The sequence below is a fragment of the Candidatus Chlamydia sanziniae genome (genome assembly GCF_001653975.1).
GTDB lineage: Bacteria > Chlamydiota > Chlamydiia > Chlamydiales > Chlamydiaceae > Chlamydia > Chlamydia sanziniae.
The window spans coordinates 863475-885858 of the sequence record NZ_CP014639.1 but is presented as its reverse complement, the minus strand read 5'-3'; the positions used below and the strand labels follow the sequence as shown (position 1 = coordinate 885858).

Genomic DNA, 22384 nt, shown 5'->3' with positions numbered 1-22384 from the left:
AATAAAAATCTTAAAAACTATAACCTATCAACTAACTTCTCTTCCGATTTTTGTTGTATTACAAAAATCTAAAGAGCAACTACTCTAAATCCAATGTACATAAAGGTCTTACCTTCAATTTTAGCAGTTTTAAGTGTTTTATAATGACATTACAACGGTGGTTTTTTCTACTGTTCCTCTCCTCCCTTCTTTCTAGTTGTCTTGCTTCTAAATCAAAAGCCACCCAATCTTTCACTATCGCTATTTACGATGACCCGACAACACTCTCTCCTGAGCAAGCGAAAAGAACCCTAGAATTATCAATTCTAAAGTTACTTTTTGATGGTCTTACAAGAGAAAATACCGATAAACCCAATAACTTAGAATTCGCAATTGCTAGAGACTATATTGCTTCTAGAGATTACACAACCTATACTTTCTTTATCAAAGAAAATGCCTTATGGAGTGATGGTACACCCCTAACTTCTCAAGACATTCGTAATGCCTGGGAATACGCTCGAAAAAACTCTCCCCACTCCGAGCTTTTCCAAGGACTCACTTTCCATACACCCTCATTATCTACGATAACAATAACCTCGGATATCCCTTATCCAGATTTACCAAAACTTCTTGCTTTCCCTGCCTTTGCTATCTTCAATCCCCACAATCCACAACTTTTCAGTGGACCCTTTATTCTAGTCAACTATTCTCCAGGAAATCGTCTTGCCCTACAGAAAAACCCCCACTACTATGATTATAGCAGTGTAGCCATCAACTCGTTACATTTATTAATTATTCCGGATATTTATACAGCAGTACACCTCCTCAACCGAAAAAAAATCGATTGGGTAGGACAACCATGGCACCAAGGAATTCCTGAGGAACTCTATACAAATACATCTCATCACTACTATGACTATCCTGTAGAGGGGGCTTTCTGGCTCGTATTAAATACAAAAGACCCGCATCTTGCCAATCTCCAAAGTCGCCACAGATTGGCAGCTGCTATCGACAAGCATAGTTTAATTAATAATGCATTACATGGTAAACAGCAGCCTGCGAACACACTCTCGCGCGGAGCTCCACAGCCTCCAGAATATAAAAAACAAAAGACGTTAACACCTCCCGAAAAACTCACTCTTACCTATCCTTCGGACATTTTAAGATGCAAACATGTTGCAGAACTGCTTAAAGAACAGTGGAAAGCTGTCGGCATTGACCTTTTTCTTGAAGGTCTAGAGTACCACCTTTTTCTTAATAAAAGGAGCATCCAAGATTATAACATAGCCACGCAAACAGGAGTTGCCTACTACCCAAGTGCAAAACTCCTCTCCCAAGAAGATAAACTTATCCAAAATCTTGAAATTATTCCTTTATATTATATGCACTATGACTACCTTACATTATACGAAGTAAAAGATGTCATTTATAACGCTTCCGGTGCTGTAGATCTAAAATACGCTCATATTGTACAGAAATAAATCTCAGAATCATTTAACATGCACATCTTGTGGATTTTTTTTATTGTAACTAGGAAAATTCATAAGTATATTCATTACAATTCTATAGCAAATGTTTATATATAAAAAAATAGTAAACAAGAATAAAAAATCGCGAAAAGAAATTCAAACAAGCATAACTTATACATATACACATTTCTATTTTCAAAAAAAATGAGTAGCTTCTATAAGAGAGAGAGCATCATAGCATCAACGTTTAATAATCTGCGTATTCTTTAGATTTAACCCCTAGTGAATGTAAGTGCTCTATATGGCAAAAAGCAAATTCCAAAAAATCCAGCGACACCTTACTGTCCTTATTCTTATTCTCTCTAGCTGCTCTCATCAAAAACCAGAAACTACAACCCTCACTATAGCTATGAGCTCGGATCCCATAGAGCTAGATCCTCGAGGCACCTACCTCTGCAAAGACATCTCTATAGCAAAAGCCCTTTATGAAGGGCTTGTCCGCGAAAGCACTCAAGGCATACAACTCGCTTTAGCAGAAAGTTATACTCTCTCTGAAGATCAGAAAGTCTATACCTTTAAACTCAAGCCCTCTTTATGGAGCAATGGAGATCCTCTTACAGCTTATGATTTTGAAGAATCTCTAAAACAACTCCACTCGGAAGGATTTTCTCCCTCAGTACACACATTACTCCGCGTGATCAAAAACTCCTTTAATGTAAGTGAACACAAGCTCCCCCTAGAAGATCTCGGCATATACGCAAAAGATGCCCTTACATTAGAAATTACCTTAGAAACCCCTCTCTCCCATTTTTTGGAGATTATCGCACATCCCGTATTCTATCCTGTACACACATCTCTTCGAAATTATTATAACACACCTCTAGCCAATGTACCTCAAGTTTCTAATGGTCCTTTCATTCTCAAGAAATACCAACCCCAAAACTATCTTGAACTCAAAGCTAATCCGCATTATTATGATCGCCAAGTGGTTCACCTAAATACAATTATTCTCAAAATCATCCCCAACCTACGCACAGCTCTTAAACTCCTAAATAACCATACAGTAGATTGGATAGGATCTCCGTGGAGTTCCGTCTTAGACAAAGAAACACAACGCGCCCTACCTGAAGAAGTACTGCATAGCTATCCCGTCCTAAGTACTACACTTCTTATCTACAATTTTCAAAAACCCCTAATACAAAACAAAGCCTTCCGAAAAGCTATAGCCCATGCCCTAAATAAAGAAGTCATTGTACAACTTGTTAATCAAGGAAAGGTTGCTCAAAGTCTTGTGCCACCTCTCCTCTCCTACCTACCTTCTCCTCATCCTCTAACTACAGAAGAACGCCAGAAAAAAGCTCAAGCGTATTTTGCACAAGCTAAAGAACAACTTTCTGATAAAGAGCTCTCTGAACTCTCCCTCCTTTATCCTTTAGATTCGAATAACTTCACTGCTATTGCTCAAGAAATCCAACAGCAGATCAAACAAGTCTTAGGCCTCCATATCACAATACAAGGGACAGAATACCACAACTTCTTAAAACATAGAAAACATGGCAACTTCTTTATTGCTACCGGAGGCTGGGTCGCAGAATACCCAAGTCCTGTGTCTTTTTTAGCAATTCTAGGAAATCCCTACGACCTAACAAAATGGCAAAATGATGAGTATGCAAATGCTTTAGCTACCCTTTATACAACGAATGGCAATACAGAAATCTTACAAATCATAGAAACTATAGTTGAGCAAGAGACACCAATCATTCCTTTATATCATAGTAATCATACCTATGCCATAAACAGGAAAATCCATAATATATTTGATTCTCCTTTGGGCTACGTAGACTTAAAAAAAGTCGCGATCACAGAATAAACAGAGTAGGCGGATTTTCTTTTAATAAATAACAAACAATTTATAAAACTTTTAATGAAGAAACCACTCACGATCACGCATGTGAAAAGAAATTCACAACTGTCTTTTTCACATTACATTAAATTGAAACTCATCTATAGGCAAAAATAAACAGAGCTTATTGTATTCATAATAATAAATAAATTTTTATCGGGAATAAAAAAACCTGATTTTCTTTAATAAGAAAAACAATTCTTACTAAAACTCCTAATGCTACTATTAAATAAAATTTTTATATTGAAGATGGGAACAAGTCACAGTATAATGGCATAAATTTTCAAAGGAGAACTCCATAGTAGAGATTCTCAATGTTAGGTCATCCCTATGTTTTCTTACATAAAAAAACGGCTGCTTTTCAACTTACTTTCTCTCTGGATAATTCTAACATTGACCTTTTTTGTTATGAAAACAATTCCGGGCGACCCCTTCAATGATGAAAGCTCTAATGTACTTTCTGAAGAGACCCTACTCGTTCTAAAATCACACTACGGCTTAGATAAACCTCTTTACTATCAATATATCCATTATCTTTACTCACTAATAAAATTAGATTTGGGGAATTCTCTAGTTTATAAAGATCGTCCAGTGACAAACATTATCACTACAGCTTTGCCTGCTTCTGCTATCTTAGGATTTCAAAGTCTTTTGCTTTCCCTGGGAGGAGGTATTGCTGTAGGCACTATAGCCGCCTTAAAAAAAAAGAAACAAGGACGCTATATAATCGGAATCTCTATCCTACAAATCTCCGTTCCTTCTTTCATAATTGCCATTCTTTTACAATATGTATTCGCTGTAAAAATTCCTCTACTTCCAGTCGCATGTTGGGGAACCTTTAGTCATACCATACTCCCCTCCATAGCCCTAGCTGTGACTCCCATGGCTTTCATCACTCAGCTGACTTTTTCCTCTGTTTCTTCAGCTTTAAACAAAGATTATGTCCTGCTAGCCTACGCCAAAGGATTATCCCCTTTTAAAGTCGTTTTCAAGCATATCTTGCCTTACGCTATCTTCCCAACAATTTCCTACTCAGCGTTTCTCATCACCACGGTCATGACAGGCTCTTTCGGAGTAGAAAACATCTTCTGTATTCCTGGATTAGGAAAATGGTTTGTCTGCAGTATCAAGCAAAGAGACTACCCCGTAACCTTAGGCTTAGCCGTACTCTACGGTGCCTTATTCATGTTCTCTTCCCTACTTTCCGATCTTCTACAAGCTGTGATCGACCCTCAAATTCGCTATAGTCATGGAAAGAAATTAAAAAAAATAACCTCATAATGAAGTAGAAAAGAATATTGTAATGGATACACCTTTATCCTCTCATCGCTATAAATATATCTTTAGAAACAAAATGTTTCTCCTGGGGATTAGCCTTTTAAGCATACTCATCCTCAGTGCACTCTTACTCCCCTTTTTCTATTCTAATTACGAACATACTTCGTTAAATGCTATCCTCCTCTCTCCTAGATCGCATTTTCCCTTTGGAACAGATACTCTGGGGCGCTGTATGCTTGCACGCACTTTGCAAGGCCTCCGTCTCTCTCTCCTCATCGCTATCATTGCCACCTGTATCGACGTCTGTATAGGACTCATTTGGTCCACAATTGCCATATCAGGAGGAAAAAAAATAGACTTCTTCATGATGCGCACTATAGAAATCCTCTATTCTGTGCCACGAATTCCTGTCATTATTCTTCTCCTTGTTATCTTTCAACACAGCGTTGTTTCTCTTATTCTCGCGATGATCATGACCGGTTGGATTCCAATATCAAAAATCATCTACGGAGAATTTCTCCTCCTCCAAAACAAAGAATTTGTCCTTTCCGCAAAAGTCATGGGCGCTTCCACATTCCATATCTTGACAAAACATCTCATTCCTAATACTCTTGCTCCCATCATTTCCACTTTAATTTTCACTATTCCAAATGCTATTTATACAGAAGCTTTTATTAGCTTCTTGGGATTGGGAATTCAACCTCCTCAAGCAAGCTTAGGAACTCTAATCAGAGAGGGAATCAATGCTATAAACTGCTACCCATGGTTATTCTTCTTCCCCTCTCTTTTTATGATCTCTCTGTCCATGAGCTTCAACCTTATTGGAGAAGGGGCTAAAACCCTTCTTGAGGAGGATTCTTATGCCTAAAACTTCTATTCACATCACTGAGCTTTCAATAATTTCTAAAAATCCTGACAAGCTTCTTATCGATAACCTGTCTCTACAACTAAAAAAATTCCGCAGTTTAGCCTTAGTAGGAGAAAGCGGTTCAGGAAAAACTACAATTACCAAAGCTATTTTAGGTTTTCTTCCTAAGAACTGTAAAATTACACAAGGAAATATCTTCTTCAACCAAACGGATCTCTCTAAGCTTACCCCGAAAGAGTTTCATAAAATCCGAGGACCAAAAATCGCTACTATATTACAAAATGCCATGGGATCACTCACACCCTCCATGCGCATAGGAGCACAAATTATAGAAACTCTTCGACAACACACAAAAATAACTAAACAAGAAGCCTATGATAAAGCTGTTGACCTCCTTACAGATGTCCATATTCCCGATCCTCACCACTGCTTACACCAATATCCATTTGAATTAAGTGGGGGTATGCGTCAACGTATTGTTATTGCCATTGCCTTAGCAAGTTCTCCAGAACTCATCCTTGCAGATGAACCTACAACAGCTCTCGACTCTATTTCCCAAGCTCAAACACTAAGAATCCTTCATCAAATCCATAAACAAAATAAATCGAGTATGCTCCTTGTCACTCATAACCTCGCCTTAGTCACGGAACTCTGTAACGATATTGCAATTATTAAAGACGGTAAACTTATAGAAACAGGAACCGTTGAAGAAGTTTTTTCTACACCTCAACACCCTTATACTAAAAAACTCCTCCACGCTGTTTCTAAAATTCCCCTGAACAAAATTTCCTTACCCATTTTAAGCAAAAAATTCCAACACATTTACCCTCATCCATGACGCATCTAATTACTATAGAAAACCTCTCTTTAACTATCCGCAAGCAAAAAATTTTAAATCACATTAATTTAAAATTGAAAAGAGGAGAGTGCCTAACGCTTGTAGGACCTAGTGGGTCAGGAAAATCTTCACTAGCCCTTCTAATTCTAGGTCTCTTAAAAGCCGATACAGGCACAATTACTTTTAACCTCAATTCTAAGACTCCTCGAGCAAGTCTCGTCCAGATGATTTGGCAAGACATCCATTCAAGTTTAAACCCCACCATGTCCACGCAAAATCTTATTGCTGAACCTTTACGTGTCATTGGAACTTATTCCAAAAAGGAAGAGAAACAACAAATTTATCGTGTTCTTGAACTTGTAAACCTTCCCCATACCATACTTAATCTTAAACCCTATAAGCTCAGTGGTGGACAAAAACAACGCGTCGCAATTGCAAAAGCTCTTGTCTCCAATCCTAAGTTACTTATATGCGATGAACCACTTTCTTCATTAGACACACTGAATCAATCTCTTATCCTTAAGCTCTTTCAAACCATAAAACAAGAATGCAATATTACTCTGCTCTTCATCACCCATGACATGTCAGCAGCCTATTCCATTGCTGAGACGATTGCAGTGCTAGACAAAGGTTTAATTGTTGAACACGGCCCTAAAGAAGAGATCTTCTCCACTCCAAAACATAACAAAACTCAAGAATTGCTCGATGCCATTCCGCGATTTTCCCTACAACCTTCACCTTTCGACCTTTCCACCTCCTCACCTTCAACCGCATATAAAGATGTCCTCGTATAACCAGAAAAAACAAAAGAAATCTTCTGGATAGGGCTAAAGTTCTTTATAGTATGTAAAAAGTTATGTATACTGGTAGGGTACTACCGTAAAGCTTCTATAAAAAATCCTAAAGCTTTATGGAAGTTTGTCTCGTCTAAATAAGTTCAAGAATAAATTATGCCGATAAGGCCAAGTAAAAATTATAATCTATTAATCATAAGCTATTTAAAATCCTTAAACATACACTGTTGTGCCTATAGTTCTACTCCTTCTAAATCATTGACAGAAGAAATGCTGCATGCTACGACGCAATTAATACAAATACTGACAGAATTGGAGTATCTCTGACAAATGGATATTTCCCATATTTTGGAAGATCTTGCCTATGACGAAGGCATTCTCCCCAGAGAAGCTATAGAAGCAGCTATAGTCAAACAAACGCAAATCACACCCTACCTACTTCATATCCTCGAAGATGCTACAAAACGTATCCCAGAAATTGTCAGTGATGGCAGTTACCAGGGACATCTGTATGCCATGTATCTTCTTGCACAATTTCGAGAAACCCGTGCGCTGCCGCTCATTATAGAACTTTTTTCTTTTGATGATGATACTCCCCACGCTATCGCTGGTGACGTCCTGACTGAAGACCTTCCAAGAATCCTTGCTAGTGTATGTAATGACGACACCCTAATCAAAAAACTTATAGAGACTCCCAATATCAATCCTTATGTAAAGGCAGCTGCAATTTCAGGACTCGTCACCCTCGTAGGAATAAGAACAAATTCACGAGAAACTACAATTCAATATTTTGGAGAACTACTCAACTATAGACTAGAAAAAATCCCCTCCTTCGCCTGGGATAATCTTATCGCAGGGACATGCACCCTATATCCAAAAGAACTTGTATACCCCATCACCAAAGCCTTCCATGCAGGACTCATCGATACAACATTCATCAGCATGGAGGATGTAACAAATATTATAAGCGAAGAAACCGTAGAATCTTGTATCAATACACTCTGTTCCTCTACAGAGCTCATCAATGATACTCTAGAAGAAATGGAAAAATGGCTAGAAGACTTTCCCATAGAGCCTTAGCTCCTTTAGGAAAATCTTAAAGACAATCATACACAGAGGTTCCAAGTGAATAAACAAAAACGTTTTTTATCCCTTCTCTTCCTCACTTTAGTACTTTTAGGCATCTGGTTTTCCCCTCATCCAGCATCTATAAATCCTAATGCCTGGCAGCTTTTTGCTATATTTACAACCACGATTATGGGAATTATCCTCCAACCCGTTCCTATGGGAGCCATTGCCATCATAGGAATCTCCACACTCCTACTGACACAAACCCTTACCCTAGATCAGGGATTGTCTGGATTCCATAATCCCATAGCATGGTTAGTATTTCTCTCTTTCTCCATAGCAAGAGGAATCATAAAAACAGGCCTGGGCGAACGTGTTGCCTATTTTTTCGTCAGCGTCTTAGGGAAAAGTCCGCTAGGACTGAGCTATGGTCTGGTAATCACGGATTTTCTCCTTGCTCCAGCAATCCCCAGTGTTACTGCCAGAGCCGGAGGCATCCTCTATCCCGTTGTTACAAGCCTCTCCGACTCGTTTGGAAGCTCTGCAGAAAAAGGAACAGAAAATCTTATCGGTTCCTTTCTCATTAAAGTCGCTTACCAAAGTTCCGTAATCACCAGCGCTATGTTTCTCACCGCCATGGCAGGCAACCCCCTTGTTGCTGCTCTCGCCGCCAATGTAGGTGTTTCCCTATCCTGGGTAGCCTGGGCAAAAGCCGCAATTCTCCCAGGACTTATTAGCCTTGTTTGTATGCCCCTCGTACTCTATAAATTCTATCCCCCACAAATTACATCCTGTGAAGAAGCCATACGGTCAGCAAAACTTCGGTTAAAAGAAATGGGGCCATTGCAAAAAGGAGAGAAAACAATTTTAGTAATCTTTATCCTTCTAGTCATCCTCTGGACATTTGGCGACCTGTTAAGAATCTCAGCAACAACAGCAGCACTCATTGGCCTCTCCTTACTTATCCTAACAAATATCCTGGACTGGCATAAGGACATCATTGCAAATACCACAGCATGGGAAACATTCATCTGGTTCGGTGCTCTAATCATGATGGCCTCTTTCCTAAACCAACTGGGGTTCATTCCCCTTGTAGGAGATTCCGCAGCTGCTCTAGTGAGTGGGCTTTCCTGGAAAATAGGATTCCCAATCCTCTTTCTTACCTATTTTTATTCCCACTACTTTTTCGCTAGTAATACCGCCCATATTGGAGCTATCTATCCAATCTTCCTAGCGGTTTCTGTCTCCCTAGGAACTCACCCAGTCCTTGCTGCCCTTACACTTGCATTTGCCAGTAATCTTTTTGGAGGACTAACACATTACGGCTCCGGACCAGCCCCACTTTATTTTGGATCACGACTTGTTAGCGTTAAAGAATGGTGGCAGGCAGGATTCATCCTTAGCATCATAAACATTCTCATTTGGGTAGGTCTTGGAATGCTCTGGTGGAAAATCCTTGGTCTCATCTAAACACACTACTTCCCACAATCATGAAAATCCCTTATATATAGAAGATTCCCCCCTAGGGGAGAAATAAACTTAACATTTGAAATTCCAGTGCCTCTATGCATCTTGCTTACATAGATCTTGACACCGTAGTCAACGCCTACACAAATCCTCTCCCTGTAGAGTTGAAACAAGGTGACCGCTTAATCCCCATACCCGATACCAGCTTCTCAAAAAACGTCTCTTCAGGTGTGAAAACACTCTTTCCCAACACTCACTCCCTTCCCTACCTAAAATTCTCTTTAGGAACAGTTCAACCCAGTCCCTCATGGAAAGTCGGTGTTATGTTCTCTGGAGGACCCGCTCCAGGAGGACATAATGTCATTCAAGGGCTCCTTGATAGTTTAAAGAACCTCAACCCTAACTCCTCATTATTTGGCTTTATTGACAATGGTGAAGGATTAATACAAAATCATACTGAAATCATAACAAAAGAGTTCCTGTATAAGTTCCGCAACTCGGGAGGTTTCAATTGCCTAGGAACAGGAAGAACAAAAATCGTAACCCAAGAAGCTAAAGAAGCTTGTCTAAAAACTGTAAAAACCCTAGATCTCGATGGACTCGTGATCATCGGTGGTGACGGTTCTAATACAGCAACTGCCATCCTTGCCGAATTCTTTGCAATCCACCACCCAAAAACTTCAGTCATTGGTATACCAAAAACTATAGACGGAGATTTACAACATCTTTTCCTAGACTTAACATTCGGGTTCGATACTGCAACAAAATTCTACTCATCCATTATTAGCAATATCTCAAGAGACGCTTTATCTTGTAAAGCTCGCTACCATTTTATCAAGCTCATGGGCCGTTCTGCCTCCCACATCGCTCTTGAATGTGCCTTACAAACCCACCCCAACATCGCTTTAATCGGCGAGGAAATCGCTGCGAAAAACTTACCCCTAAAAACCGTAATTCATAAAATTTGCTCCGTTATAGCAGATAGGGCTGCTATGGGGAAACATTACGGAGTCATCCTCATCCCCGAAGGCATTATCGAATTTATCCCAGAAATTACCAATCTTATTAAGGAAATCGAACGCCTACCAAAACAGAACAAGACAAGCTCTCTTCTATCTCTAGAATCACAAAAACTCCTGCATAGTTTCCCCGAAACCATTACCCACCAGCTCCTTAATGATCGTGATACTCACGGCAATGTCTACGTTTCCAAGATCAGTGTAGACAAACTCCTTATTCATCTTGTACAAAATCATCTGAAAAGCTATTTTCCCTCTGTTCCCTTCAATGCAATCTCTCACTTTTTAGGTTATGAAGGTCGCTCAGGATTACCTACAAAATTTGATAATGATTACGGCTATAGCCTAGGCTATGGTGCTGCTATTCTTGTTCGTCATCGCTGCAATGGCTACCTCTCTACCATCGAATCCCTCGCCTGTCCTTTTAAAAAATGGCGATTACGCGCGATTCCTATCGTTCAAATGTTTACAATAAAACAAAAATCCGATGGTTCTTTACATCCACACATCAAAAAACACCATATCGATATTGGAAGTCCCGCATTTTGTAAATTCAAACTTTATAGAAAAATTTGGGCCCTTGAAGATTTTTACAGATTCCTAGGACCTTTACAAATAAAAATACCCCCAGAAACCTACTCCGACAATTCCCCCCCCCTGACCCTACTCCTGAACCACCAGCACTGGCAAGACCAATGCCAAATGTGTATAGAAATCCCTGATAGGGCATATTAACCCTACGACAAAAGCCAGGACTCTCCCTAACTATCTCTGAAATACCTTCTAAAATTTTTTACTTCAGAGAATCATTATAGTGTATCTTCACACTAAAAATTTCATGGACCTATAGACTAAGAAAGAATCTATCTATCCCTGGGAGGCTTATAAAACAAATAATTAAATTGATACGTGTTCTTCATCTTCAAAAGAAAACATTTTTAAAAAAGCAATTGAATAATCCAATCTATGCTATAGTCCCTTGTCACTATTGCAATAATATAAGATTCTATGAAATTCTATAGCTTCTCTTCTAATATTCCGATAAGTCCAATGAACAAACTCCTACACAAGGTGGACTCGTATCTTTTCTTAGGAGGAACACGACACACAATCCTTACTATAAATGCGGACAGTATAGGGCTAGTCGAAGAAGAGCAAAGTGAAGTTTCTACTTTAATAAAAATTTTAAAATGCCTCTCTTTCCTATTCTTCCCTATTCTTTTAATTGCCCTAGCTCTCTATTATTTATTACACAAACACTTTGAAGCACACTATAACCTATTCTATTTACCCCCACTGTCTAATGAAAAAGAAGAATTGACCCTTCTGAAGAACCCCGACATTATTCTTAAAGCAATCATGGATAATCCAGATAGTCATAGCTTCCCACAAAACAAAATCTCGCTAGATTTTTTACAAACTCTTCAAGCTACTTTAAATTTTTGGGAAAAAGTAAGGAAAGTCTCAGCTAAACAAATCTTCTGATAATTTAGAAATTGTGTCTCTCTCGTTCCTATGAAAAGTCGTGAAATAATATAATAAAAATTCAACTTATGGTATAGTTTATCGTCACTATTGTAATAATATAAGATTCTATGAAATTCTATAGCTTCTCTTCTAATATTCCGATAAGTCCAATGAATAAACTCCTACACAAGGTGGACTCGTATCTTTTCTTAGGAGGAACACGACACACAATCCTTACTATAAATGCGGACAGTATAGGGCTAGTCGAAGAAGAGCAAAGCGAAGTTTCTACTTTAATAAAAATTTTAAAATGCCTCTCTTTCTTATTCTTCCCTATTCTTTTAATTGCCCTAGCTCTCTATTATCTATTACACAAACACTTTGAAGCACACTATAACCTATTCTATTTACCTGAACTGCCTAATAAAAAAGAAAAATTAACCGTTCTAGAACACCCTGAAGCTATTCTTGAAGCAGCCTTGAATACTGATGCTCTATGCTCCCGCAATAACAAGCTCTCTTTACCCATTTTACAGTCTTTATTCTCTAATTTATAAAAGAAAAAAACTTGCTTCTAGGTGATATACTCTACAAAATAGACTGCCGTCGATTATCCTCTCTTTAGAAGTTTGAATAAGAATGAAAGATAATTTCAAAATCAGATGGCTATCCTGTCCTAAGAAACACATTGGCTACTCGCCCATCAATTAAGATCATACCTTCCTCTAATGTTTCTTATACTATAGTTCGGGCAAAAAACTTATCTTTACTCAAGGCAACTATCATATCAAGCAATCGCATGTAAAAATACTTTTCAAGAAATTTAAAAAGTATTGTAGTCTCTTCCATCAAGAAATCTCGTGCAGTATAAGGATTAAGTGAACACTGATTTTTCTCGACTAATTTCTTTTTAAAAATTACATTAACAAGGGGATTTAATCCTCTTAAGATAGGAGCTTCCCTTGACAATCGGTGTGGTATCTAACAAACATGAACGCCGTACCATGCTTACTCTTACCCTACTCGGGAACGTCACGACATTTGGAATTTTGCATACACCTCTAAATGAGCAAGTTTCCCATCCCCTTGTTATTATTCTACATGGTCTAGTCTCTGACAAAATAGGAACACAACGTACGCATGTTCACTTGGCTGAAGCACTCGCAGAAGTAGGCTGCGCAGCCCTGCGGATCGATTTACCAGGCCACGGAGACAGCGAAGGACAGCCCGATGACTTTTCTCTTGAAGACTATAAAACCAGCATCTGTGAAATCGTTAACTATGCATATAAGCAGCCATACACTGACAAAACAAATCTTGCCATTTTTGGTTCCTCGCTAGGAGCCACGTTAACTCTCTTAAGTATTGGCTTAATGCCTAAGATTAAAGCTTTAGCTCTTTGGGCACCCACAATTCTAGGAACCCTTTGGGTGCAAGATGCTCAAAACCAATCGATCATAAGCTCCTCTACTTCCAATAGTGACAACATTCACTACGCAGGCATTCCACTTAGCAAAGCCTTCTGCTCACAATTCTTGGAAATAGATATCTCTAAGCAAGTGGTAGATATTCCTGAGTCCCTCCCTATTCTCCATATGCATGGAGAAAACGATACTTTGGTTTCCTTAAATCATCAAAAACTTTTTGCCCAAGCTTTTAAAAATAAAAATAACCGTCTTCGTCTACTCAGTTACCCTAATGTTGACCATGTGCTTCCTCTGAACAGTTCCTCCGTTCTTTCTGATCTTATCACATGGTTAATCAGTGAACTTTCAACTTGAGAATAATTTGTGGAACTCCTTTCTTTAAATAAAAGTTATTTTGAAACTCAACGTCTACGCTATCGTCCTGAAACCTTGGCATTTTTAGAAACAATACGTTCTCAGCATATTCAAGAGTTGCCGGAGCAGACTTCAGCTTCAGAGCAGCTTCGCCAACAAATTCCTTATCTCTGTAACATCCCTGAAGTTTGCATTTATAAAGGTGAAGAGATTCCTTCAAAACCATTAAAAATTGGAGTGTTGCTTTCTGGAAGCCAAGCACCTGGAGGGCATAATGTTGTCATAGGGCTTTTCGATGCATTACACGTTTTCAATCCAAATACACGTCTTTTTGGATTTATTAAAGGTCCTTTAGGATTAACTCAGGGATTATATAAAGATTTAGATATCTCGGTAGTTTATGACTATTACAATGTGGGAGGGTTTGACATGCTTTCCTCCAGCCGAGAAAAAATCAAAACTGAAGAGCAAAAAAAAACAATTCTAGGTGTAGTAAAAAAACTCAAACTCGACGGTTTACTCATCATTGGCGGCAATAATTCCAATACAGATACAGCAATGCTTGCAGAGTACTTTCTTGCCCATAATTGCTCAACGCCTGTCATTGGCGTTCCTAAAACTATAGACGGTGATCTCAAAAATTCTTGGATTGAAACTTCACTTGGGTTTCATACTTCATGTCGCATCTATTCAGAAATGATCGGTAATCTAGCCAAGGATGCTCTATCAACAAAAAAGTACCACCACTTCATCCGTCTTATGGGTCGGCAAGCCTCATATACCACGCTAGAATGTGCCTTGCAAACCTTCCCCAATCTTACCCTCATCAGTGAACACATTGCAACAAGGAAAATCTCCCTACAAAAACTTAGTGAACAGATTGCTAAGGGACTAGTTGGTCGTTATCGTAAAGGAAAAAACTACAGTACCGTGCTTATTCCTGAAGGACTTATTGAACATATTCTAGACACTCAAAAACTCATAAATGAACTAAATCTTTTGTTATTGGATAGTGCTGCCACTCCAGAGCATATTGTGGAAAAACTTTCTCCAGAAGCTTTAAAAACCTTCAATTCTCTACCCTCTGATATCGCCTACCAACTTCTTATCGCTCGGGATTCTTATGGCAATGTTAGAGTCTCAAAAATTGCCACTGAAGAACTTCTAGCTATATTAGTAAAAAAGGAAATACAAAAAATCGAACCAAGAATGGTCTTTCAACCCGTAACTCACTTCTTCGGCTATGAAGCCCGAGCAGCATTTCCTTCTAACTTCGACGCTAATTATGGTATTGCTCTAGGCATTCTTTCTGCTTTATTCCTTGTTCGTAACAAAACAGGATACATGATCACCATCAGCAACCTTGCAACATCTTATCACCAATGGGAGGGGGGAGCAACTCCACTATACAAAATGATGCATATTGAAAATCGTTGTGGAGCTCAAACTACTGTTATCAAGACTGACTCCGTAAATCCTTATGCTCCGGCTGTTCAATATTTAATACAACAAAGCAACTCTTGTCTTTTAGAAGATCTCTATCGCTTTCCCGGTCCTTTACAATACTTTGGAAAAAAAGAACTCGTAGATCAACGTCCTTTAACTTTACTTTGGGAAAGCCAGTGAAACTAAATTGCCTTTAAAAAAACCGACACCATTCATTCTTGAATGGAAATAGAAAGTACTAAATAGGGACATAGCGGTAGTCGGATTTGAACCAACGACACGCAGATTATGATTCTGCTGCTCTAACCACCTGAGCTATACCGCCACAAAAGAAATAAATTAGCGGGAGAAGGATTCGAACCTCCGACCTTTGGGTTATGAGCCCAACGAGATAACCTCTACTCTATCCCGCGATATACCAAAAAATTTACCAAATCACGTATTTTTACACAAGGGAATAGCATCTTTTAACTCTGCCCAAGTACGTTCAAAAGCAAGCCCTTCCTCAGATAAAAAGATTTTTCCTTTTTCAATATAAGCTTCACGTACTTTCGGGTTATCCAGCAAAAACATCACAACACTCTCTACCGATTTTGTACCATCCAAGCACAATCCAGCACCATTCATAAGTAAACGCTGCGCCAACTCCGACTGCGATGTAATGTGTGGTCCGAAGATTAAAGGAACCCCACATTGTAAAGGCTCCAATAAATTATGCCCACCAATTTTAGAATCAAAAGTTCCACCGACAAAAGCCAAGTCCCCGGCAAAATAAAGCTCCTTCAACCAGCCAATCTCATCAACAACAACAACAGGAACGTTATGGAAATTCGCTCCTCGACTCCATAATCCAAATGGGATATTCCCTTTGGACAAATACTCTTGTAGATCTTTAGTCTTTTCAATATGCCGAGGGACCCAAAGCACATAAGCTTTTCTTCTGATTAACTGCTGCACTACGGGCAACCACTTTTCTGCATCTGTAGGATGCATGGAGCCTAAAACAACAAGCTCAGCACTCTCTGGCAACCTCAAACGTTCTCTCCAACCCTTCCGCTCTAAATCTATAAAAGGACACTTTCCTAAGTACGTCTTGATATTTCCTGTAACTCGTAACTTACTCTCAGGAATCCCTACAGCAAGAAAACGTTCTCTATACACTTCATCCTGTAATAAAAATCTATCCATAGAGGCGAAGTAGTTCTTCCCTAGACGTCTTAAAATTTTAAAGTTTCTTACAGACTTCTCAGACATGCGCCCATTAATTACTAAAGTAGTAGCTCCCAAACGTTTAGCTTCTTCAAAAAAATTTAACCAACAATCTCCTTCCGAAAATACGAGAAGAGCGGGGGAGAGTTTACGTACTACAGGCTTGATAATAAGGCTGAAGTCCAAAGGTAAGATAGAGGTGGTAATGCCTTTAGGGTCAAAAAGCTGTTTTGCAAGATCAAATCCAGATTCAGTACATGAAGTAATCAAACAACGCCAATGAGGAAATTCTTCACAAAACTGTTCAATTACTGGCAATAACAAGCGAAGTTCACCTACAGAAGCTCCATGAAACCAGGCTAAGGGTCCTGTTCCTGGAACCTTAGGTCGTTTTAAAGCAAAGCGCTGAAATAAAGATTTCTTATACTTACCATACACGCACATCTTATAGGCTAGCTTGGGGAGTGCAATGATGAAAGCACCAATTAAACAAATATCATACAAATATCTAAACATATAGTTGGGATTACGTCGGGTCATAAAACAAAGTTCACTAATTTATTGGGGAGAAAAATCTCTTTCTTAATTTGAGCACTTCCTATGTACTTAGCAACAATTTCTCTAGACAAAGTCAGTACCCTATCTTTAGGAGTATCTTTAGTAATTTCCAAACGTCCCCGTAGTTTACCATTTACTTGTATCACCAAGGTTATTGTTTGAGAAACCAAATACTTTTCATCAGCCTCAGGCCAAACGACCCTATCAATCCCTGGTGCATGTCCTAAGAACACCCAAAGCTCTTCACTAATATGAGGAGCAATTGGTGCGAGAACACGCACAGCAAGAGTTAAGGCAGACTTAGAATAAATAGAAAGCTTAGAAAAATCATTTAAAAATTCCATAAAGAACGATGGTATCGTATTCAAAGAAATATTTTCAATACATCCTGTCACACGATGTACTAATCTATGAGCTAGACATAATCCTGCGTCGTCTTCTATATCCTGGACACTCTCGGAAGAGACTAATTCATAAAAACGATTAAGGAAACGACGACATCCTGCCACGCCGTCATTAGACCATAGCTTATTTTTATCCAGAGGTCCCGAAAACATCGCATACATACGCAAGGCATCAGCCCCATACTCTTCGATCAAGATTTGAGGATCTACACCATTTAACTTGGATTTAGACATTTTTTCCTGCCGTACCTGGACAGGTTCTCCCAATAGAGTAAACCACGACCCATTTTCTTCCCGCACTTCATCAAAGCTCACGTACCCTTTACCCGGCACACGATACGAAGTGGCTAACACTAGACCTTGATTTATTAATCTTTTGAAAGGCTCCGAAGTAGATACAAAACCAGCATCATAAAATACTTGATGCCAAAAGCGCGCATAAAGTAAGTGTAAGACTGCGTGTTCTGCACCACCAATATAAAGATCTACAGGCATCCAATAGTGCTCTTTATCTAAAGACCAAGGCGCTGTGGAGTTGTTGGGATCACAAAAACGCAGATAATACCAACAGGATCCTGCCCATTGCGGCATTGTATACGTCTCCCTCCGGCCAGGTTTTCCTGTCTTACTATCATGAATATATACCCACTCTTTAGCCTTCGCCAGAGGTCCTTGGCCAAACCCTTCAGGCCTGTAGTCATCAATATTTGGGGGAAGAAGAGGAAGTTCATCATCCCCCAAAGATCGGCAACTACCATCTTCGAAATGAACAATCGGTATAGGCTCTCCCCAATATCTCTGACGAGAAAAAAGCCAATCCCGTAACTTATACGCCGTTTTTGCTTCTCCTATGCCTCGCTCTTCTAAATATCTTATAACATAATTTCGCGCCTCCACACCCAACAAGCCATCCAAGCAAAAGTCATCAAAATTACTATGAATACACACCCCATCAGAATTTATTACTTCATATATGGGTAAAGAAAAAGCCTGTGCAAAATCATGATCTCTAACATCATGGGCGGGAACACCCATAACAATACCAGAACCATACTCCAACACTACGTAATCCGCAATCCAGATAGGTAGAAGCTTCCCTGTCACAGGATGTTGAGCATAAGCTCCTGTAAATACCCCGCTTTTCACCTTGGTAGTTCCTAGACGTTCACGTTCGCTCTTTTTAAGGGTTGCTTGAACATACTCCTCCACCTCTTTTCGTTGGACTTCCGTCACTATATGCTCCAACTCAGGATGCTCAGGAGCAACAACAAGAAAACTCACTCCTGCTAAAGTATCCGGACGCGTAGTAAAAACTTTCAGTACCCTCTCGTCTTCGCCTTCTAATTTAAAGTATACGACAACGCCTTCTGACTTCCCTATCCAATTTTTTTGAAGCTGCTTGACGTTTTCAGGCCAGTCCAGTTCATCTAAACCCGCGAGAAGCTGGTCTGCATAGGTAGTAATTTTCAAAATCCATTGTCGGAGCATTCTGCGTTCAACAGGATACCCTCCTTCTATAGAAAACCCATTTTCAACTTCCTCATTGGACAATACAGTGCCTAATTCAGCACAATAGTTCACTGCCATATCTGCCATGTAGGCAAGACCCTGTTCATAGAGAAAGAGGAAAAGCTTCTGAGTCCAACGATAGTAGTCAGGATCACTCGTAGCAAACTCACGCCTTTCATCATAAGAAAACCCCATGGCAAGAAGTTGCTTTTTAAAATTTGCAATATTTTTCTGTGTCGTTAGTCTAGGATGCATTCCTGTCCGAATTGCGTATTGCTCCGCGGGCAACCCAAAGCTATCCCAGCCTATAGGATGGAGCACAGAAAAACCCTTAGCTCTTTTATATCTTGCGATAATGTCCGTAGCAGTATAACCAATTAAATGCCCTACATGTAGCCCTGCTCCAGAGGGATAAGGAAACATATCCAAAACATAATATTTGAGTTTATCTTTCAATTCATAGGCATAAAAACTTTCTTTTTCTTTCCAAAAGTCCTGCCATTTTTTTTCTATTAAACTGGGATCATATCGCATAAAGACTCAAAACTATGAGAATGAAAAATTAAAAAGAGTAGTGTACTTCTCTCGTAACGAAAAGACAAGTATCTTTATAAGATCTTAAAAAAGTGTTGAAATTGTATATTTCCTCCTAGCTCCAAATCTTGACAAAAACATTCTTCCTTATCTAAACTATACGCTTTTATTTTCATAACATATTGAAATGTATAAAATTACTTCCTGGGCCTTTTTGTTTCTGTTTATTTTGTCGCAAGCAATAGCTAAACCCGTACAGGTTCCTGGATTTCCAGCAATTCCTGAAGATTTGCTACAACTTAACACTACGGTGCAACCTAACCACGAAATCTGTCAGGCAATTACGCTGCCTAGCGCAGGTTATAACCTTATTGGAGTTTTACATTTTCCTAAGACTCCTCAACCTTCACAGGGCTTTCCCGTAGTGGTTATTTTCCACGGTTTTCGTGGTAGCAAGCTTGGCGGCATAGAAAAAACTTATCGAAGACTTGCTTTACAGCTTGCTATTCATGGAATTGCTACGCTACGTATAGATATGGCAGGATGTGGAGACAGTGAGGGTCAGACTGAAGATATCGCTATGGCAACTTATCTACAAAATAGCGTAGATATTCTTCAAGCCATTCATCGATACCCAGAATTAAATCCACATAGGATAGGCATTGCTGGTTTTTCTTTTGGCTGTCATCTGGCCTTAAATCTTACTCGCTTATACATGCCTAAAATTCTTACTATCAAATCTCTAAGTTTATGGGCAGCTATTGCAGATGGCGGTATCCTTCTAAAGGAACTCTATTCAAACTTCAGTCAAACTACAGACCTAGTCGGTACCATAGGGCAAGAATTCGGTTTCACTGGTCTTCCTTTAGTTATTTGTCCGGGAGACATTGAAAGTTTTTTAAAAATTCAAGATCACATCGTGGTGAACTCCCTGCCTCTAAAGCCCCCCATTCTTCATCAACATGGAAAAAACGATTTTATTGTTTCTCTAATACATCAAGCTCTTTTTGAAAATAACTCTCCAGGAAACATAACTTTTATCACCTATGAAAATACTGGCCACAGTGTTGGTTCTTCTCCTCATCGAGATAAAATTATTCAAGAAATAGTCAGGCATTTTATGAACACACTCTAACTCCAAGGATCTTTAAAGCTAAAGGTTTTATTCTTGATTATCCTTCTTAAACTCCACTCTTGATTCATCAATATCTTTATCTTATACTCTAACTATCCCTGTCATTATTCAGAGGCCGACATGGCTGACATTTTAGTCATAGGCGCGAATCCCACGGGCCTTATCTTAGCAAATATGTTAATCCAACATGGTATTACAACAAAAGTTATTGACCATAGAAGTACTCCTGAAGACGCGAATTTTCTAGACATTAGGAAACTTCCTATAATCTTATCGTGCTCTTCATTAGAACTCCTTCATAATGGAGGGCTTCTTGGTAATTTTGTTAAAAACAACCACAAACTTTTTGGTGCACGCTACCATTGGAAAAAGCGAACTTTACTTTTTAAATTTAGCCAAGCAGGAGAATCTCCCTTACCCTTTTCTCTCTCCACAACATATCAGGAATTTGAAAAACACCTGATTCATATGTTTTTAGAACATGGAGGCGTTATAGACTGGGCAACACGACCTGTGACTCTTGTTGACAACAATATTTTTATTGAAAGTACAAAAATCTCTCAAAATTTTGAAAAACGCAAAATTTATCATCCGCATTGGATTATTGCGTCTGAGGCTGACAATAATTCTGATATTAAAGATCTTGTGAAAAACCAAATCAAGATAAGAAAAGCCCACAGAGAGGTGGTTTTCATAAACTGCGATGAAGGACAATCTTTCGAAGAAGATCATATCCATCTCCTCCCTGTTACCAAGCATTTTTTAAACTTCGTTTTCTATAACCCTCAAGAGAGGACAAAACAGCTCTGTCTACCTCAAGGAATCCATGGGTTATCCCCTAAACTCAAACACAAATTGCTTTATACCTACAATCTTGTTATTGCTGATGAGCAATATCATATTAAAACAACACACTCTTCTATACTACCTTCCGAACATGGCAATTTACTCTTTCTAGGAAGTCTCTCCCATAATTTAGTGCTCTCCTATCTCAACGGAATCAATGCGAATATTCATGCCGCTTTTAATCTTGCTTGGAAGCTACTTCCTGTCCTTAAAAAAGTAGCTTCAAAATACCTCGTTGTAACAAAAGAACAAGAAAATGGAAATATTCTTCCACATATTAGTGAAACTACCGAAAAGCGCGCGAAAAAATTGCCTTTCTCGCGTTTATATGCGCCTGCGCTAATGTATTACTTCTTAAAAGGATGCCGAAAACTCAATAATGCAAGTGGAGAGTACTACTACCCACCTCATCAAGCTTTAAAATATCGTTTCAGTGACATTATCAAAATATCTCCTCAGGACAAGGAAATCTTAGGTCCCGGTCCAGGCATGCGCGCTATAGACTTCCACCTCAATGAAGGTACTTTCCTTTTAGATCCTTTGAAAAGCTCAAAGCACCTTTTGATTTTCTTTAAAGATCGCATAGATCTTCAACGAGCCCTTCAAGAAGAATACGGTGAGTGGGTAGAAGTCATTACAATCAAGGATCCTCGAATTCTTAAACTTTATCATGCAAACGCAAATTCCCTATTTATCATTCGACCTGACCGCTACATTGGCTATAGAACCCATACATTCAAACTACACGAACTTATCTCTTATCTTCTTCGTATTTTCGCCACTGAAAAAATAGATTAGTCTTTTACTTAAAA

Annotated in this window: 17 protein-coding genes and 2 tRNA genes; 15 read left to right on the top strand and 4 right to left on the bottom strand. The window is 39.0% G+C overall.

Annotation, left to right across the window (positions count from 1 at the left end; genetic code table 11):
* Positions 1-143: 143 nt before the first annotated feature.
* The 13 genes from Cs308_RS03795 (at position 144) to Cs308_RS03730 (ending at position 15557) form a co-directional block, all read left to right on the top strand.
* A complete protein-coding gene (locus Cs308_RS03795; RefSeq protein ID WP_066482765.1) occupies positions 144-1460 on the top strand; it encodes an ABC transporter substrate-binding protein in 1317 nt (438 codons plus the stop codon).
* 289 nt (positions 1461-1749) lie between these two features.
* Positions 1750-3318: a peptide ABC transporter substrate-binding protein gene (locus Cs308_RS03790; RefSeq protein ID WP_066482763.1), complete on the top strand. Its 1569-nt coding sequence runs from the start codon at positions 1750-1752 to the stop codon at positions 3316-3318.
* 363 nt (positions 3319-3681) lie between these two features.
* Positions 3682-4632: an ABC transporter permease gene (locus tag Cs308_RS03785; RefSeq protein ID WP_066482761.1), complete on the top strand. Its 951-nt coding sequence runs from the start codon at positions 3682-3684 to the stop codon at positions 4630-4632.
* Positions 4633-4654: 22 nt separating this feature from the next.
* Positions 4655-5497 (top strand): ABC transporter permease, encoded by an 843-nt coding sequence (locus Cs308_RS03780; RefSeq protein ID WP_066482759.1) that lies wholly within the window; start codon positions 4655-4657, stop codon positions 5495-5497.
* A complete protein-coding gene (locus Cs308_RS03775; RefSeq protein WP_066482751.1) occupies positions 5490-6335 on the top strand; it encodes an ABC transporter ATP-binding protein in 846 nt (281 codons plus the stop codon). Before Cs308_RS03780 ends, Cs308_RS03775 begins: the two co-directional genes overlap by 8 nt.
* Positions 6332-7129, top strand: a complete 798-nt coding sequence (locus Cs308_RS03770; protein WP_066482747.1) for an ABC transporter ATP-binding protein — start codon at positions 6332-6334, stop codon at positions 7127-7129. Before Cs308_RS03775 ends, Cs308_RS03770 begins: the two co-directional genes overlap by 4 nt.
* Before the next feature lie 330 nt (positions 7130-7459).
* Complete coding sequence (locus Cs308_RS03765; protein WP_066482744.1) at positions 7460-8209, top strand: DUF1186 domain-containing protein; 750 nt, start codon at positions 7460-7462, stop codon at positions 8207-8209.
* Between the two features lie 45 nt (positions 8210-8254).
* Positions 8255-9667, top strand: a complete 1413-nt coding sequence (locus Cs308_RS03760; RefSeq protein WP_066482742.1) for an anion permease — start codon at positions 8255-8257, stop codon at positions 9665-9667.
* Positions 9668-9762: 95 nt separating this feature from the next.
* A complete protein-coding gene (locus Cs308_RS03755) occupies positions 9763-11418 on the top strand; it encodes a diphosphate--fructose-6-phosphate 1-phosphotransferase (RefSeq protein ID WP_066482740.1) in 1656 nt (551 codons plus the stop codon).
* A gap of 273 nt (positions 11419-11691) precedes the next feature.
* Positions 11692-12168 (top strand): DUF648 domain-containing protein, encoded by a 477-nt coding sequence (locus Cs308_RS03750; RefSeq protein ID WP_066482738.1) that lies wholly within the window; start codon positions 11692-11694, stop codon positions 12166-12168.
* Between the two features lie 110 nt (positions 12169-12278).
* A complete protein-coding gene (locus Cs308_RS03745; protein ID WP_066482736.1) occupies positions 12279-12707 on the top strand; it encodes a DUF648 domain-containing protein in 429 nt (142 codons plus the stop codon).
* A 447-nt stretch (positions 12708-13154) separates the two neighbouring features.
* Positions 13155-13931 carry an alpha/beta hydrolase gene (locus Cs308_RS05045; protein WP_066483447.1) on the top strand — a complete coding sequence of 259 codons (777 nt, stop codon included), beginning with the start codon at positions 13155-13157 and terminating at the stop codon, positions 13929-13931.
* Between the two features lie 9 nt (positions 13932-13940).
* Complete coding sequence (locus tag Cs308_RS03730; RefSeq protein ID WP_066482732.1) at positions 13941-15557, top strand: diphosphate--fructose-6-phosphate 1-phosphotransferase; 1617 nt, start codon at positions 13941-13943, stop codon at positions 15555-15557.
* A 71-nt stretch (positions 15558-15628) separates the two neighbouring features.
* Here Cs308_RS03730 and Cs308_RS03725 read toward each other — a convergent pair.
* The 4 genes from Cs308_RS03725 to leuS form a co-directional block, all read right to left on the bottom strand.
* Positions 15629-15702 (bottom strand) — tRNA-Met (locus tag Cs308_RS03725).
* Positions 15703-15717: 15 nt separating this feature from the next.
* A tRNA-Met gene (locus Cs308_RS03720) sits at positions 15718-15790 on the bottom strand.
* A 22-nt stretch (positions 15791-15812) separates the two neighbouring features.
* Entirely contained in the window at positions 15813-17126 is a 1314-nt protein-coding gene (waaA, locus tag Cs308_RS03715; protein ID WP_066482729.1) for a lipid IV(A) 3-deoxy-D-manno-octulosonic acid transferase, read from the bottom strand.
* Positions 17123-19591 carry a leucine--tRNA ligase gene (leuS, locus tag Cs308_RS03710; RefSeq protein WP_066482726.1) on the bottom strand — a complete coding sequence of 823 codons (2469 nt, stop codon included), beginning with the start codon at positions 19589-19591 and terminating at the stop codon, positions 17123-17125. The genes waaA and leuS overlap by 4 nt, the downstream gene beginning before the upstream one ends.
* Before the next feature lie 214 nt (positions 19592-19805).
* Between leuS and Cs308_RS03705 the strand changes: the two genes are divergently transcribed.
* Together Cs308_RS03705 and Cs308_RS03700 are read left to right on the top strand one after the other, a co-directional pair.
* The gene (locus tag Cs308_RS03705) at positions 19806-20726 is read left to right on the top strand and encodes an alpha/beta hydrolase (protein WP_231881965.1); all 921 of its coding nucleotides are present in this window, start codon (positions 19806-19808) and stop codon (positions 20724-20726) included.
* A gap of 120 nt (positions 20727-20846) precedes the next feature.
* Positions 20847-22370, top strand: a complete 1524-nt coding sequence (locus Cs308_RS03700) for an FAD-dependent monooxygenase (RefSeq protein ID WP_066482722.1) — start codon at positions 20847-20849, stop codon at positions 22368-22370.
* Positions 22371-22384: the final 14 nt, after the last annotated feature.

Excerpts from the sequence above, each read along its gene's own strand:
- Cs308_RS03795 (WP_066482765.1), top strand. The coding sequence starts at position 144 with ATGACATTACAACGGTGGTTTTTTCTACTGTTCCTCTCCTCCCTTCTT.
- Cs308_RS03790 (WP_066482763.1), top strand. The coding sequence starts at position 1,750 with ATGGCAAAAAGCAAATTCCAAAAAATCCAGCGACACCTTACTGTCCTT.
- Cs308_RS03785 (WP_066482761.1), top strand. The coding sequence starts at position 3,682 with ATGTTTTCTTACATAAAAAAACGGCTGCTTTTCAACTTACTTTCTCTC.
- Cs308_RS03780 (WP_066482759.1), top strand. The coding sequence starts at position 4,655 with ATGGATACACCTTTATCCTCTCATCGCTATAAATATATCTTTAGAAAC.
- Cs308_RS03775 (WP_066482751.1), top strand. The coding sequence starts at position 5,490 with ATGCCTAAAACTTCTATTCACATCACTGAGCTTTCAATAATTTCTAAA.
- Cs308_RS03770 (WP_066482747.1), top strand. The coding sequence starts at position 6,332 with ATGACGCATCTAATTACTATAGAAAACCTCTCTTTAACTATCCGCAAG.
- Cs308_RS03765 (WP_066482744.1), top strand. The coding sequence starts at position 7,460 with ATGGATATTTCCCATATTTTGGAAGATCTTGCCTATGACGAAGGCATT.
- Cs308_RS03755 (WP_066482740.1), top strand. The coding sequence starts at position 9,763 with ATGCATCTTGCTTACATAGATCTTGACACCGTAGTCAACGCCTACACA.
- Cs308_RS03750 (WP_066482738.1), top strand. The coding sequence starts at position 11,692 with ATGAAATTCTATAGCTTCTCTTCTAATATTCCGATAAGTCCAATGAAC.
- Cs308_RS03745 (WP_066482736.1), top strand. The coding sequence starts at position 12,279 with ATGAAATTCTATAGCTTCTCTTCTAATATTCCGATAAGTCCAATGAAT.
- Cs308_RS05045 (WP_066483447.1), top strand. The coding sequence starts at position 13,155 with ATGCTTACTCTTACCCTACTCGGGAACGTCACGACATTTGGAATTTTG.
- waaA (WP_066482729.1), bottom strand. The coding sequence starts at position 17,126 with ATGACCCGACGTAATCCCAACTATATGTTTAGATATTTGTATGATATT.
- leuS (WP_066482726.1), bottom strand. The coding sequence starts at position 19,591 with ATGCGATATGATCCCAGTTTAATAGAAAAAAAATGGCAGGACTTTTGG.
- Cs308_RS03700 (WP_066482722.1), top strand. The coding sequence starts at position 20,847 with ATGGCTGACATTTTAGTCATAGGCGCGAATCCCACGGGCCTTATCTTA.